Here is a 14,640-nt window from a genome sequence, read left to right as displayed (position 1 = left end):
TGATGCTCCTATTGCGTGTCAAGCGGCGGTGAGCCATTCGCGGTAGCGGTGCGCGAGGTCGTCGTTGGGTCGTCTGCCGAGTTCGAGTTCGCCGATCCGAGATGGCCAGACCCCGAGGTGATGGGCGGCCGCGGTGAGCGTGAGATTCTTCGCGCGCCGGGCCGGTCGGAGGTCGCTGTAGTCGGGGACGACGCACTGCCCGGTGAGCGCTTGGAAGATCTCGCGTGCGACGGCGCGTTTGAGGGCGCGGAACACGGCGCTGATCGTCCAGCCCTTCTCGAGATGCCGGTCCCGGTAGTCCCGTGTGGCGGGGTCATACGACATGCGGACCTTCACAATGTGATGCAATGCCGCGTTCGCTTGTCGGTCGCCGCCACGAGAGAGCCGGTGTCGATCTGTGCGACCGGAGGACACCGGGATCGGGGCGGTGCCGCAGAGCGCCGCGAATGATGCAGACGAACGCAACCGGTCAGGGTTGTCACCCGCGGTGATCAGCAGCTGCGCGCCGATCACGGGGCCGACACCCTTGATCGCCATGAGCGCCGGATTGGTCGCCGTCGCCCGGGCGCGCATGTGTTCCTCAAGTGAGCTGATTTCCTCGCCGAGCGCGAGGTAGCGGCGAGCGAGGGACCGCAGCGCGAACATCGTGTCAGCGGCAGCGGTATCGTTCATCCGGTCCGGGCGGACGTGGGCGATCGCGGTGACGAGTTGTGTCTCCGCGTGATTCCGGTAGCGGTCGCGGAGATCGCCGGGCGCGTTGACGAGGAGTGAGCCGATCTGCCGCCAGGCTGCTTGCTGCGCCTTGACAGCGGACCGGCGCGCGACTGTCAGCGCCCGGAGTGGTTCGATGCTCGCATTCTTCGGGTCGGTAGTCGCCTCCCCGGAGAGCACCGACCGCGCAGCCCGGTAAGCGTCCAGCCGGTCCGTCTTCCCCCGGGCGCGTCGCTCTGCCGGCCGGGTGCGGTTCACTTCGACCACGATGATTCCCGCAGTCCGCAACGCTGTCGTGATCCCGACGCCGTAGCTCGAGGTGCCCTCGACCCCGACACCCTGCAGCGGGCCGTGCTCGATGAGCCAGGCGACCGCGCGCCGGTAGCCGAGAACAGTGGTGGGGAACTCACGGTCGCCAAGGTGATGGCCGATGTCGTTGATGACGGCGACGTGAATGGTGTCTTTGTGTGAATCGACACCGCCGATATTCGCTCGCTCGGTTGTCATGATGGAGATGCCCTTCTGCTCGCAACGGATGGGCAGCGCCGGCCGGCTCGGTCAGACAGGACATCCACAAGGCCCCTCGCAGCGGGTCAGGCTCGTATTAGGTCATGCCCGACCGGTCGGCGCCGCGGACGACGCAGGGGCCGGACTGATCAGTCCATCGGCAGCCCAGCAGAGCGCCAGTCAGAATTCGGGTCACGACCCCCGCGTCGCCATACCAGCATGGATGTCAGAACAACGGTGGATCTGGTCTGGCCTGACCGAAAGGAAAGGCGATGACCGATGTCATCGAGATGATCGATCCTGTGACCGGAGAGATCATCGATCAGCAGCAGATCGCCGCGCAGCTTCTCGCGCAGGCGAAGGAGCAGGGCGTCAGCCTCGTCGGCCCGGGCGGGCTGCTCGGGAATCTCACCAAGACGGTCCTGGAGACCGCGCTCGAGGCGGAGATGACCGAGCACCTCGGCTACGAGAAGCACGGCGCCAGCGAGGGCGACAACGCCCGCAACGGCACCCGGTCCAAGACGGTGCTCACCGAGGTTGGCGCGGTGCAGGTCGACGTGCCTCGGGATCGGGACGGGTCGTTCCAGCCGAAGATCGTCCGCAAGCGGCAACGCCGGTTGGACGGGATCGACGAGATCGTGCTGTCGCTGACGGCGCGGGGGCTCACGACCGGTGAGGTCGCGGCGCACTTCGACGATGTTTACGGCGCGTCGGTGAGCAAGGACACGATCTCGAAGATCACCGACAAGGTCATCGAGGAGATGACCGAGTGGCAGAACCGCCCGTTGGATCGCGTCTATCCGGTGGTGTTCATCGACGCGATCGTGGTGAAGGTCCGGGACGGGCAGGTGCGCAACAAGCCGTTCTACGTCGCCGTCGGCGTCACCACAGCCGGGGAACGCGACATCCTGGGCATCTGGGCCGGCGACGGCGGCGAGGGTGCGAAGTTCTGGCTCGGCGTGCTCACCGAGCTGAAGAACCGCGGCGTCGAGGACGTCTGCATCGTGGTCTGCGACGGGCTGAAGGGGCTGCCCGAGTCGATCACCACCACGTGGGAGCTCGCGACGGTCCAGACGTGCATCATCCACCTGGTCCGCAACACCTTCAAGTTCGCGTCCCGGAAGTACTGGGACCAGATCGCCCGCGACCTGCGGCCGGTCTACACGGCTCCGACCGAGGCTGCCGCGAAGGCGAGGTTCGAGGAGTTCGCGGAGAAATGGGCGAGCATGTATCCCGCGATCCGCAAGCTCTGGGAGAACGCCTGGAGCGAGTTCATCCCGTTCCTGGACTACGACGTCGAGATCCGCCGCATCATCTGCAGCACGAATGCGATCGAGTCGCTCAACGCGAGATACCGCCGCGCAGTGAGAGCGCGCGCGGCACTTCCCGAACGACGCGGCCGCGTTGAAGTGCCTCTACCTCGTGACCCGGTCGCTTGATCCCACCGGGCGGGGCCGGGCACGCTGGGTCACCAGGTGGAAGCCGGCGCTGAACGCGTTCGCGATCACCTTCGACGGCCGCATCAACTAACCATGCGCCAGATCAGATCCACCGTTCATCTGACAGACCCTCCGAGCCGGACCCGTACCTCGGTCTGGAGCTGTAGGGCTCGGACGTATCTGAGGGATGCTCGCTATTCGGTGACCCTACTTCTCGGCACCGGCGAGTGCGCCCTTCACGAAGTACTTCTGCAGAGCGAGGTACGCGATCAGGATCGGAAGCAACCCGAGCAGAGCAGCGGCTGCGGCCGCACCCAGGTTCGTCCCCTGAGCGGAGAAGAACACCGCGACGGAGGGTGCGAGCGTACGCATCGGAGCCGCGTTGTTGATGTAGGAGCTCATCGCGAAGTCGTTCCACACACTCGTGGCAGTGAGGATGGTCACTGTCGCGAGGACCGGTTTGAGAGACGGAAGCACGATGCGCGTGAAGATGATGAACGTCCCCGCCCCGTCGATCGCGGCGGCTTCTTCGAGCGAGATCGGCAGTCCGCGCATGAACTGGGTGAAGAGGAACACCGCCAAGGGGAGGTGAAGCGTCGTAAGTACAGCGATCAGGCCGCCGAACGTGTTCAGGACACCGGCGTCGGAGAGCATCGTGTAGAGCGGCACCAGAATGCTGAGCGGGGGCACGATCAGCATCGCGAGCAGTGCCAGTGAGACGAACCTGTTCAGACGGTTGGGGCGTCGTGCGAGCGGATACGCCGCCATGGACGCGATGATGCACACGAGAGCGGTGCTCGCGATGGTGACGATGAGGCTGTTCTCGAGGGCCCAGTCGAGGTGACCGACGTTCCAGGCGGTTTCGAAGTTCTCCAGGCTGATGCCGCCGAGGGGTGGCAGCCAGAGTGAGGAGTCGTCAGTCTTCGGCTTGAAGGCCGTCGTGAGCGCGAGGTAGAACGGCGTCAGCTGAACCAGAACGGCGACGGTGATGAAAATCGCCTTGAGGGCGCGCGTCCAAGGACTGCTGTGTTTCAGGGCTGTGCCTGTCGGAGAGAAGTCGGACATCAGCTGTCCTTTCCTGAACGGTCCATGCGACGGACGAGGAAGATCGAGACGACCGCGATGAGCAGGAGGAGAGCGATTCCCATCGCTGACGCATACCCTGCAGCCTGCTGGCCGAAGTAGGTGCGACCGATCAAGGTCGAAACGGAGTTCGTCGAGTAGCCCGGGCCGCCTCCGGTGAGCACCTGGATGACGTCGTAGAGCTTCAGTCCGCCGATCAGATTGATGATGACGCTCGAGATGAACGCGGGCTTGAGGAGCGGAATGGTGATGGACCGGATGAGACGCCAGCCTGAGGCGCCGTCGAGAGCTGCGGCCTCGTAGATCTCGGGGCCGATGCCCTGCAGGCCGGCGAGGTAGATGATCATCGAGATGCCGACGAACTGCAGGGTATTGATCGTGATGATGATGGTCATCGCGCCGGGGCCGGTACTGAGCCACGCGACGCGGTCCAGTCCCAGACCGACCATGATGTCGTTGAGAGCGCCTCGGTCGTACTGGAAGAGCAGGTAGTACATCATGCCGATGACGACGGGGGAGACGAGCACAGGCAGGTAGATCGCCGATCGAGCGATCGACTTTCCTTTGCCCGGACCATCGAGCACCAGTGCGAGCGAGAATCCCAGGATCTGCTGCAGCGCGGTGCAGCCGAATCCGAAGATCAGGGTGTTGATGAGGGCGGTGTGGAACGTGGCATCCGTGAATAGCTGGGCGAAGTTGGCGAAGCCCACGAACGACTTCCCGGGGGAATACCCGTTCCAGTTCGTGAAGGCGAGCTCGATGCCCTGGATCAAGGGGACCAGGACGAACAGGCCAAGCAACGCGACCGCGGGGATGTACATCAGGTTCATGGATGCACCGCGATGGCGGGCGCGGCGTCTTCGCGGCGGGTCGGTCGCGGGCCGCTGTGCGGGGGCTGTTGGCGACGTGCGCTCGATGGTTGCGTTGCTCATGAGCTCTTCCGTATGGGTGAGGAGTTGGTCCGGGGGCGCCGCAGGCGACGCCCCCGGGGGCTGGTTCTACTGGCCGTAGAGCGTGTCGTACTGGCGCTCCATCTGGGCGGTCGCGTCTGCGACCGAGCTCTGGCCGGTGACGATCGAGTCGGTGACAGCCACGAGGGTGTCCCACGCGCCGTTCGGCAGGTAGACGCGATCGAAGTAGGGTGCGATCGGCGTGGTACCCGACGTCACGTAGGTCTCGTAGCTCGGAGCCAGCGCGCCGAAGTCGACGTCCACTCCGATGAGGCCGGGCGCGGAGCCGCTCGCCTCTGCGAGCTTGGCGGCATTCTCGGGCTGCGCGAGGAAGGCGAGGAACTCGAGGGCTTCCTCCTTGTGAGCGCTCGTCTTGGACACTCCGAACGAGTTGTTGCCCTCTCCGCCGACCAGGTACGCCTCTCCACCCGTGGAGCTTGGAAGAGGAATGAATCCGACGTTAGCGTCGGGGTTGTACGCAAGCGCCTGGGTGAGCAGCGCCGTCCCTTGGAACTCGAAGGCGGTCGTGCCGTCAGCCAATGCGCGCGCCATGTCGTCTTGCGCTGCGGACGAGTAGTCCTTATTGAAGTAGCCCTGGGCAGTCCAGCCCTGCACGACGGTCAGCATCTCGGACATCGGCTCGGCGACGAACGTGCCATCGACCATCTCCTGCTTCTGAGCATCGTCGTACAGGTCGACGGTGAGGTGATCCGCGATGTGACCGATCGGCCCCTGGTCCTTGCCGGCGACGAAGATCGCCGACGTGCCCTGGGCCACAACCTTCGAGGCGGCGTCATTGAACGCATCCCACGAGGTGATCGAGGCAGGATCGACGCCGACAGAGTCCAGCACGTCACCGTTGTAGAGGATGCCGGCGACGTTCGTCTCGCCCGGGAAGGCGTAGATCTCACCCGCGTCATCGCGCATCGCAGAGTCGAGGGCTGGGTTGACGTCCTCGGACCATGCCTGGTCGCCGAGCGGCTCGAGGAACTCGCTGTAACGCAGGAGGGACCAGCCGTGGGTGGAGAAGAGATCCGGGACGTTGTCGGCCGCGAGCCTGACCTTCATGCTGTTCTCGAAGGTGCTCGTCTCGGTGGAGACCTGGACCTCGTATCCCGTCTCTGCTTCGAACGCCTCGACGATCTCGGTGAACGCACGATAGTCCGGGGTGTCCGACCCCATGTTCAGGAAGAACTGCATCGTTTCGGCGTCGCCGGTCGCGCCTTCCCGGCTGCAGCCGGCGATCGCGACGGAGAGCGCGACGGCGCCGATGGTGACCGCGGTGACGCGGCGCATGGTGGATGTGAGCAGCATTGCTGATTCCTTCGGTGTTGATTCTTCGGGGATGGATACGGAGGGTGCTAGTGCCCTGGGATCTCGTAGACGCGGGCGGAGTGGCCGGCGGTAGCCGGGGTGAATCGGATCCGGCCCTCACCGAGATCGGTAAGCGACCAGGAAGGCAGGGTTGAGGGGTACAGCGCGACGATGTCCGAGGACTTCACGCCATGGCCGAGATCGACGGTCGTCTCGACGGCGAACTCGTCGCTGCGATGCCACACGAACAGCAGCGAGCGGGTCGAGGACCGAAGGAGGAGTGTCACGACTGGGTCGGTCCAGTCGGGGTATCGCGTGGGCCATTCGGGAACCGACCTCGCGATGTCTTCGCGGATGTCCTTGAACACGTCGGCGGCCTCGTGCACGAGTGCCAACTGGCTCTCGTCCATGCGGTTGAGGTAGCCCGACATGTAGAGGCGACCGCTGAGGCCTGTCGTCATCGTGAATGCGATCTCCTCGTCGGTCATCCACGACTGGGGATAGGCCCAGCTTGCGGCCTGCTCGGGGAGCATCTGCATCGGTGCGCCTGCCGCGATCGGCGGGTAGAGCTGGAAGTCCTGCTGGTCGGAGGTCGACTGGATGTCAAAGACCTCGAGCATTGCGAAATCTGCGCGCATCGCTCCTGAGCTGCAGTTCTCGAAGATCACATCCGGGTAGCGCTTGCGTAATCTCTCCGCCCAGCTGATGTGTGCGCGGTTATGACCGAGGAGTCCGGCACCCACAGAGAACGCCGCAAAGTCGGTGCCTGGGCCGGGGGTGACGTTGTAATCCAGCTTGAAGAAGCCGACGCCGAATTCGCTGATCAGTCGATCGAATGTCGCGTCGAGATGTGCCCGCGCGGCCGGGTGGCGCAGGTCGAGGAAGTAGCGGTCGTGCTCTCGCACACGCCGGCCGTGTCGCTGCAAGAAGGCGTCCGTGGGTAGGGTGCTGGCCAGAGGGCTGTGAACGCCGATGACCTCAGGCTCCACCCAGATGCCGACGCGCATGCCGTGGGCGCGGATCGCGTCCGTCACCCGTGCCAGGCCGCCGTCGGGAAATCGGCGGGCGGCGGGAAGCCACTCACCGACGCTGGGCCACCAGTCGCCCTCCGGGGTGTCGTCGTACCAGCCCGCATCGATGCAGAAGCACTCAGCGCCGGCCGCCGCAGCGGCGTCGATCAGTGGAAGCAGCTTTTCGGTGGTCGGATCGCCGCTGATGGTGTTCATGAAGTCGTTGAACACGAGTACTGAGCCGGTGTCGGCGGTTCGTCGACGGCGAATCCAGCGACGGTGGCGGGTCATGGCCGCGACGGCGCCGGCGCTGCCGGTCGATGCAACGGAGAACGATGCGGGCACAGTCGTGAACTCGTCACCGGGTTCGAGCTGTTCGCTCCAGTGGTGGTTCAGATCCGTGGGGCCCAGAAGAACGAGCGCATGGGCGTTCTCGCCGACGCGTTCGTTGTCCAGCTCCCATCGCCAGCCACCGTTGTGCTCGATCTGCCACGCGACCGAATAGCCCGAGAGCGGGTGCTCGATCATGCCGACGGGCAGGGCGCGCACGGTGGTCCAGGTGGAAGTGCCGATCTGACTGATGTAGCCCCGGCCAGGCTGGTTGTTGTAGACAGAGCCGAAGTCACCGAGCCCTGCCTGTGACCATGCGGGAGCCGCTGTCCAACGATTCTCGGCGAGCTGCTCGCCAGAGCCGGAGTGCAGGATGACGTCACGAGGGTCGTCGTCCTCGCCGACGAGCGCTCCGATCGCGACGGTCGAGATGGCCTCGAGCACGACGGCCGATGTGCCGCGGTTGTGAACGCTGGTGCGAACGCGGGCGGCGCTCAGCTCGGGTGAGGCGACGAACGTCGTGACGACCGACAGCCCGGTCACCGGATCATGCTGATGGATGTCGATCCGAGCCTCGTCGTCCGACTCGAGGACGTCATGTGACACGTAGCGGAGTCGGCTGCCTACGCCGGTGTGGGTGAAGCGGGTCGTGTTGCGCGCCCGTCCATCGCCGGTGATCATCAGCTCGACGATCGGCTGCGTGGATGCGGTGAAGGGGGCGGTGCCGGAGTCCGACATGCCGATGATGCGGACGGGGTGGTTGCCGTAGCCGAATCGGATCGCGAGGGTGCCGGTGCTCCATTCGAACGACGAATCCGTGGGCACGGGGCCGCCGATGACGGACGCAGGCTGCGCGTTCTGGTCCAGCTGATTGGTCCGCACTTCGCGGCTCCTTTGCCATCGTGTCGCTATGAAAGCGTTGATCATGAAAACGTTGATCAGAATATAGACGGCGGATCACGGAAATGCAACCTCGGGTTCGGGTTCCTAGATGCCCGTCGCCCAGTCAGCCAGAACTCTCGCGCACCACCAGCTTGTTGTCGGGCGTGCCAGACCGCTCCAACGCATGAGTGGGGTCGATGAGCAGTTCGATGGCTACGCGTCCAGCCCAGCGCCAGTCGAGCCGATAAGTGGTGAGGCTCGGGACGTACGACTGCGAGAGGGGATGGTCGTCGATGCCCGCGACCGCCACGTCTTCGGGAACTCGGCGGCCGGCGTCGTACATGCTGCGCATGACGCCGAACGCGATCTCGTCATTCGGGCAGAAGACGGCCGTGACCTCTGAGTCGGCGGCGAGATCGGCGCCCGCCCGCAGTGCACTCTCTGAGCCCCAATCGGATGCGGCAGGTTCGGGTGGCTCGATTCCGGCGTCCAGAAGCGCGTCCCGCCAGCCGAGTTCTCGGGGGTGGATACGGTGCCCGAAGTACGGCACCGCGACGTAGTGGACCGTGCGGTGGCCCCGGCTCAGCAGATGTCGGGTCACGGCGCGAGCTGCGGCGCGATCGTCGACGAGAACGTGGGAGACGTCGGCGTCGGAATCGACGCCATTCGTCACCGTCGCGATCGGGATCGCGCCGAGCTGTGCGTGAAGCCGGGTGGTGTTGTATGAGTTGTAGTCGAGCACGATCACGCCGACGATGGGCTGGGCCAGAAGCACTTCGACGGCGGCCGAGACGCCCTCCGAGTCCTGAGGGTCGAGGATCGTGACAGCGACGAGATTCCCAGTCGCACGCGCCCGCTCTTCGATCGACGTCATCATGCTGGTGCGCCCATATGCCGTGGTGTCCGGCGCGATGACGCCGATGATGGGCTGACTCCCCTTGACGAGCGCTCGCGCTGCCCCGTTGGGACGATACCGCAGCCGAGTCATCGCTGACTCGACTCTCAACCGTGTCTCTGGTCGCACGGGGGTCGAGCCGGTGAGGACGCGAGAGACGGTCGGCAGAGAGACACCCGCTTCTCGCGCGACATCGGCAATCGTCGGCAGACGGAGGTGTTTCGAGGGCATGACTTTGAAATCTAGTGCCCATGAAAGCGTTGTTCAAGCCGCGTCGCGCGCGTCCGGCCTATGCCTCCGCGTCGAGCTGGACGCGGAGGCATTCACGTCGCGAGCGAACTCTCTCTCACGATCAAGCCGTTGTCCGGCTTGCCCGAGCGTTGCAGCGCGTCGGTGGAACTCATAAGAAGTTCGAAGGCGACGCGCCCTGCCCAGCGCCAATCGAGCCGAAATGTCGTCAGGCTCGGTACGTATGTCCGCGAGAGCGGGTGGTCGTCGATCCCCGCCACGGACACGTCATCGGGAACACGCCTGCCGGCGTCGTGCATGCTTCGCATGACGCCGAAGGCGATCTCGTCATTCGGACAGAAGACTGCCGTCACCTGCGGATTCGCCGCCAGTTCCGCCCCTGCGCGCAACGCGCTCTCGAGCGACCAGTCGCTCGCCGTCACCGGGGGCGGAGCCTCGATCCCCGCCTCGGAGACGGCATCGCGCCAGCCGAGCTCCCGGGGGTGGGTGCGCTCGCCCCAGTAGGGTACGGAAATGTAGTGCACGGTGCGCGTTCCGCCGCGCAGCAAGTGTCTGACGACGGCTCTCGCTGCCGCGCGATCGTCGATGACAGCATGCGCGACGTCGGCGTCCGAGTCGACTCCGTTGGTCACAGTGGCGATCGGGATCCCGCCCAGCTGAGAACGCAGCTGAACGGTGTCGTAGGAGTTGTAGTCGAGCACGACCACGCCCACGATCGGCTGCGCCAACAGCACCTCGACCGCTGCCGAGACGCCACTCGAATCCAACGGGTTGTGGATTGTCACCGTGACGAGGTGTCCTGATGCCCGTGCCCGCTCCTCGATCGACGCGATCATGATGGCGCGCGCATACGCCGCGGTGTCCGGTGCGATGACGCCGATGATGGGCTGACTGCCCTTGACCAATGCGCGCGCCGCTCCGTTGGGGCGATAGTGCAGCCGCTTCATCGCGAGTTCGACTCTTTCTCGCGTCTCGGGGCGCACGGGGGTGGATCCCGTCAGGACGCGAGAGACCGTCGGGAGGGACACCCCCGCCTCTTGTGCGACGTCGGCGATCGTCGGCTGTCGCGCGCGCACACTCGGCATAAAGCCAGAACCTACCCGGATGGAAAGCCCTACTCAAGCCGGGTGGGACTGGCCTCGGAGGGTGATGGACGCGGTGTCTTCGTGCGACGCAGCGCCTCGATGAGGAGGGATGCCGCGCCAGCGCGGGACTGCGATGTGAGCCCGAGGTGATATAGGTACAGGTCGTCCACGTGCCGCAGCGTTGGCTCCCATTGCGCGACCAGGTCCTTGATCGACTCGGGCGGCAGGAGCGAGATGTAAGCGCCGATGCGTTCGCCTCGAGAACGCTGCGCGAGGTCCGAGGCGTCGATGTGCTCCCCTGGGAAGACGAAGCAGTCTGCCAGACCGAACGTGTCCAGGAGAGCGGCGAACGGACCGGTGCTCCAGCGGGTCGCCTGGGCGTGGAACGCGAGCGAGACGGCGCCTTGCGCGCGTGCGGCATCCGCCACCGCCGTCGCAAGTTGCCGCCGCGCGCCCGCCCGCACGTCCAGGACTGCTGTGGCGGCCTCGCCGAGCACCTCTTCGATGTGCTCCGCGCCCCGGCCTACCCCACTCGTGACGAGCCCGCGAAGGCGCCCCACGTCGAGGCCGGCTGCCGCCAACGCACGCTCGCACGCAGCGCAGAAGCACACGGAGAGCAGCTGCGCATCAACCGGCGTCCATCCGGCGCCTGAAGTCTTCTCGTGGGCGCTGACATGTTCGACGCCCATGGGTCCACAGGCCTCGATCATGAGAGACGATGCGCCGGACAACTGCACCGTCTCGCTCGTCAGCGTCGCGCAGTACTCCCTGACGTCGGCATTCGACGGGCAGAGTGCGTAGGGATAGGCGTCACCGAACGCGTTGCGCGCGCGGTAGTCAAGGTTGCGTTCTTCCGGGCTGTCGTCATGGGTGAGGACGATCCAGGCCTCCACCTCGAGACCAGCCGCCCGTGCGGCATCCCGTGCCTGTTCGAACGCCTGGTCGTCGACCCATCGACCGGGGCGGCGGGGCTGAAGCCGCTGCCCTCGCCAAATCGCCGGCCTGACGGGCAGGTAGAAGGCGGAGAAGGATGCCTCGACCACCCGGTGCCGTGGATGGGTGGGAGTTGCCGCGCGAACGGCGTGGTAGGCCGCGGCGAGGGCGATGCCGTCGGCACCGCTGTCGCGCGCCCGCGCCGGCGCGTCGGGAGCGTCGACGAAGTCCCAGGGATACGCGCACCACCGTGTGCGGAGCGTCATCGCACTCCCGGGCGTCCGAGGGCTGCGGTGCGAGAGGTCATCGCACCCCCTGCGCTTGGAACGTGCTCGACAGCCGGGACGCCGCAGCGGTCAGCTCGGCCGTGACGTGTGCGAGTTCATCGTCGGTGGCTCGCTCGCGGGGGATCGAGCAGCTGATGGCGTCCGTGGCGGGGATGCGGTGCCGGACGACCGCGGCGACGCAGACGACGCCGACCGTGTTCTCTTCGCGCTCGTGCGCCACGCCCTCCGCTCGGATGGTCTCGAGTTGCACATCGAGCAGCGCTTGGTCGGTGATGGTGCGGTCCGTGAGAGCAGCCAGTGGCCGTCCGGCGAAGAGTGCTGCGCGCTCGGCCGGGGTGCGCTCGGCGAGGAGTGCTTTGCCGAGAGCCGTTGCGTGACTGGGCAGGAAGCGTCCTACGCGGGAAGTCGCCCGCTGGGAGTCGGTCGCCTCGCGGGTCGCCAGGTAGAGGACATCCGCGCCATGGAGTCGGGCGTAGTGGACGGTGTAGCCGATCCGCGCACGAAGGCCTTCGAGAGCTTCGGTCGCGAAAGGGAGCGCGGCGTCGTGGTCGAGATACGAAGTGCCAACGACCAATGCGCGCGGTCCCACAGAGACGCGCGATCCGTCGCTGCTGATTTCAAGCCAGTTTCCGGTTCCCATCGTCCGGATCAGCTGGTGCAAGCTCGAGCGTGGGTATCCCGTGACCTTGTGGAGCTCGGTGACGGCCATTCCCCCCGTGGGGGCTTGGGAGACGATCTCGAGCAGACGCAGCGTCCGCTCGGATGACTTGACGCGCGCGGACTCCGACTGCTGTCCGTCCGGCGTGACCGCGCTCACCAGACTCCTCCGAGCGGTCGGCCGAGGTCGGTGAACGCACCGCCGATCAATGTGTCGGGAGTGGCCTCGAGGTCGATCTCGGCCGCGTACGTCTCCGCATCGTCGACCGGGCGATAGCCGATCCGATGGCCTGGTTCGAGCGGGAACCAGCCGCGGGAGTTCGCGGAGACCGCCCACACGGGGTGAAAGCCGACGGCGTCCGTGCGAAGGACGGCTTCGACGAGCCGGCCGAGGTCGGGGAACGACAGCCAGGTCGAGAGCGCGCGCACGTTGGTCGGCTCCGCTTCGACGGTGCCGATGCGCGCGGCGACCACCAGCATCCCGAACCGGTCGGCGTAGACACTGCCGAGCGCTTCCACGGCGACCTTGCTGACCCCATACAGAGAGTCGGGCCTCGGCGGGAGGCCGGGTCTGCGAGCGACGGCTGTCGGCCAGAACCCGGCGATGTGAGTGGAGCTCGCGAGCAGGACCCGCTGAACTCCATGGTCATGAGAGGCGCTGAGAATGCGCTGGGTGCCGAGGAGGTTGGCGTCGACGAGGTCGCTCCACGGGCGTTCGCCGCTGTGGCCGCCCATATGGACGACCGCGTCGAGACCCTTGGCGAACGCCTCCTCCAGGACGCGCTCATCGTTCAGGTCGCCGAGGACGAGGCGTTCGAGCCGGCCCACGGGAGCCACCGGTGCAACAAGGTCCTGAAGGACCAGCTCGTGGCCGTGATCGATGAGGACTGGTCGCAGCCCGGTCGCAGCCCGGCCGGCCGCACCTGTGACAAGGATTCGCATGAACGAAGAAGTCCTTCCCTAGAGACGCCCACATTGACGTCCATAGCCTCGGCGTCTAGCATCGTGGATGTATTCACAAATGTAGCACATGTTCATGTATGTGAACGGAGGAACTCTTGCCATGATCATCCGTGATCTCATCGTCACTCCGATCGCGTTCCGCGACCCGCCTCTGCTCAACGCCTCGGGGGTTCATGAGCCTTATGCGTTGCGCACGATAATCCGGCTCGTGGTCGACGGAGGTGTGGTCGGTCTCGGTGAAGGCAGCGGTGGCGCGGGCGTGATCCGCCGTTTGAACGCGCTTCGCGACTCGCTTGTAGGACTGAGCGTGTTCGACCTGCCCACGATCGAGCGCACCGTGCGGCGCGTCCTGGGCGACGTCGAGCCGGAACTGTCCCGTCTCGAGCAGACCCGGGTGTACTCGATACTCGACGTCGCGTGCCACGATGCGCAGGGGAAGCTCACAGGCCGTCCGGTAGTCGACCTCTTGGGGGGCGCGGTCCGCGACCGAGTTCCCTACGCCGCGTACCTCTTCTACAAGTGGGGTGCGCACCCCTCCGCCGACGGCACGGTCACATACGACGAGTGGGGCCCCGCGCTCGATCCCGAGGGGATCGTCCGGCAGGCACAGCTGATGACGGATCGCTACGGGTTCCGGTCGTTCAAGCTCAAGGGCGGCGTTTTTCCACCCGCGGCTGAAGTGGATGCCGTGCGTGCGCTCGCCGAGGCCTTTCCCGGTAAGCCGGTGCGGATCGATCCGAACGGCGCCTGGACCCTCGAGACGTCGATCGCGGCTGCCGAGCATCTCGCCGGCTCCCTCGAGTACCTCGAGGACCCGGTCCTCGGCGTCGACGCAATGGCGCAGGTGGCGACGGCCACGGGGATGCCCCTCGCGACGAACATGTGCGTCGTCGATTTCGATCAGATCCCTGTCGCTGTGGCGAATGCCGCGGTGCAGATCATCCTCTCCGACCACCACTTGTGGGGCGGTATGCGTCACACGCGCGATCTGTCCGCGATATGCGAGACGTTCGGCATCGGAATGTCGATGCACTCCAACTCCCACCTCGGCATCTCGCTCGCGGCCATGACACATGTGGCCGCCGCCAGCCCCGGGCTTACACACGCCTGCGACACGCACTACCCCTGGAACCGTGACGACGACATCATCCTTCCCGGCGCGATCGACATCGTCGACGGCGACGTCGTCGTTCCCCGCAGGCCGGGACTGGGCGTCGAGCTGGACGAGGAAGCCCTCGCCCGTCAGCACGAAGTATTCCTCTCTTCCGGGATCGCCGAGCGCGACGACACCACTTACATGCGTCGGTTCGAACCCGACTACGACCCGACACTCCCGAGGTACTGA

General features: G+C 65.9%; 11 protein-coding genes and 1 pseudogene. 2 read left to right on the top strand and 10 right to left on the bottom strand.

The features are described 5' to 3' along the window. Positions 1–18: 18 nt before the first annotated feature. Positions 19–1,218: an IS110 family transposase gene (locus Q9R33_RS20305; protein ID WP_311294934.1), complete on the bottom strand. Its 1,200-nt coding sequence runs from the start codon at positions 1,216–1,218 to the stop codon at positions 19–21. Positions 1,219–1,508: 290 nt separating this feature from the next. On the opposite strand from Q9R33_RS20305, the pseudogene Q9R33_RS20300 reads away from it, so the two are divergent. Further along, positions 1,509–2,748, top strand: a pseudogene (locus Q9R33_RS20300) (IS256 family transposase). 116 nt (positions 2,749–2,864) lie between these two features. Here the strand turns inward: Q9R33_RS20300 and Q9R33_RS20295 are convergent. From Q9R33_RS20295 to Q9R33_RS20255, 9 genes are all read right to left on the bottom strand, one after another. After that, positions 2,865–3,722, bottom strand: coding sequence for a carbohydrate ABC transporter permease (locus Q9R33_RS20295; protein WP_311294933.1), 858 nt, complete (start codon positions 3,720–3,722; stop codon positions 2,865–2,867). After that, positions 3,722–4,570, bottom strand: a complete 849-nt coding sequence (locus Q9R33_RS20290) for a sugar ABC transporter permease (RefSeq protein WP_311294932.1) — start codon at positions 4,568–4,570, stop codon at positions 3,722–3,724. Before Q9R33_RS20290 ends, Q9R33_RS20295 begins: the two co-directional genes overlap by 1 nt. A 168-nt stretch (positions 4,571–4,738) precedes the next feature. Continuing rightward, positions 4,739–6,004, bottom strand: a complete 1,266-nt coding sequence (locus Q9R33_RS20285) for an ABC transporter substrate-binding protein (RefSeq protein WP_311294931.1) — start codon at positions 6,002–6,004, stop codon at positions 4,739–4,741. Positions 6,005–6,051: 47 nt separating this feature from the next. After that, positions 6,052–8,025 (bottom strand): alpha-galactosidase, encoded by a 1,974-nt coding sequence (locus Q9R33_RS20280; RefSeq protein WP_311294930.1) that lies wholly within the window; start codon positions 8,023–8,025, stop codon positions 6,052–6,054. Positions 8,026–8,350: 325 nt separating this feature from the next. Next, entirely contained in the window at positions 8,351–9,352 is a 1,002-nt protein-coding gene (locus tag Q9R33_RS20275; RefSeq protein ID WP_311294929.1) for a LacI family DNA-binding transcriptional regulator, read from the bottom strand. Between the two features lie 92 nt (positions 9,353–9,444). Then, positions 9,445–10,455 (bottom strand): LacI family DNA-binding transcriptional regulator, encoded by a 1,011-nt coding sequence (locus Q9R33_RS20270; RefSeq protein ID WP_311294928.1) that lies wholly within the window; start codon positions 10,453–10,455, stop codon positions 9,445–9,447. A gap of 29 nt (positions 10,456–10,484) precedes the next feature. Continuing rightward, positions 10,485–11,654, bottom strand: coding sequence for a hypothetical protein (locus Q9R33_RS20265; RefSeq protein ID WP_311294927.1), 1,170 nt, complete (start codon positions 11,652–11,654; stop codon positions 10,485–10,487). Positions 11,655–11,691: 37 nt separating this feature from the next. Next, positions 11,692–12,492: an IclR family transcriptional regulator gene (locus Q9R33_RS20260; protein WP_311294926.1), complete on the bottom strand. Its 801-nt coding sequence runs from the start codon at positions 12,490–12,492 to the stop codon at positions 11,692–11,694. After that, positions 12,489–13,274, bottom strand: coding sequence for an NAD(P)-dependent oxidoreductase (locus Q9R33_RS20255; protein WP_311294925.1), 786 nt, complete (start codon positions 13,272–13,274; stop codon positions 12,489–12,491). Before Q9R33_RS20255 ends, Q9R33_RS20260 begins: the two co-directional genes overlap by 4 nt. A gap of 121 nt (positions 13,275–13,395) precedes the next feature. Here Q9R33_RS20255 and Q9R33_RS20250 point away from each other — a divergent pair, with 121 nt between their 5' ends. After that, entirely contained in the window at positions 13,396–14,640 is a 1,245-nt protein-coding gene (locus Q9R33_RS20250; RefSeq protein WP_311294924.1) for an enolase C-terminal domain-like protein, read from the top strand.

It is taken from the genome of Microbacterium sp. PRC9 (genome assembly GCF_031844125.1).
Classification (GTDB): Bacteria; Actinomycetota; Actinomycetes; order Actinomycetales; family Microbacteriaceae; genus Microbacterium.
The sequence above is the reverse complement of the archived record's forward strand: the minus strand, read 5'-3'. Positions and strand labels throughout refer to the sequence as shown.

Coding starts and splice junctions, on each gene's coding strand:
- Q9R33_RS20305 (WP_311294934.1), bottom strand. CDS start 1,218: ATGACAACCGAGCGAGCGAATATCGGCGGTGTCGATTCACACAAAGAC.
- Q9R33_RS20295 (WP_311294933.1), bottom strand. CDS start 3,722: ATGTCCGACTTCTCTCCGACAGGCACAGCCCTGAAACACAGCAGTCCT.
- Q9R33_RS20290 (WP_311294932.1), bottom strand. CDS start 4,570: ATGAACCTGATGTACATCCCCGCGGTCGCGTTGCTTGGCCTGTTCGTC.
- Q9R33_RS20285 (WP_311294931.1), bottom strand. CDS start 6,004: ATGCTGCTCACATCCACCATGCGCCGCGTCACCGCGGTCACCATCGGC.
- Q9R33_RS20280 (WP_311294930.1), bottom strand. CDS start 8,025: ATGATCACCGGCGATGGACGGGCGCGCAACACGACCCGCTTCACCCAC.
- Q9R33_RS20275 (WP_311294929.1), bottom strand. CDS start 9,352: ATGCCCTCGAAACACCTCCGTCTGCCGACGATTGCCGATGTCGCGCGA.
- Q9R33_RS20270 (WP_311294928.1), bottom strand. CDS start 10,455: ATGCCGAGTGTGCGCGCGCGACAGCCGACGATCGCCGACGTCGCACAA.
- Q9R33_RS20265 (WP_311294927.1), bottom strand. CDS start 11,654: ATGACGCTCCGCACACGGTGGTGCGCGTATCCCTGGGACTTCGTCGAC.
- Q9R33_RS20255 (WP_311294925.1), bottom strand. CDS start 13,274: ATGCGAATCCTTGTCACAGGTGCGGCCGGCCGGGCTGCGACCGGGCTG.
- Q9R33_RS20250 (WP_311294924.1), top strand. CDS start 13,396: ATGATCATCCGTGATCTCATCGTCACTCCGATCGCGTTCCGCGACCCG.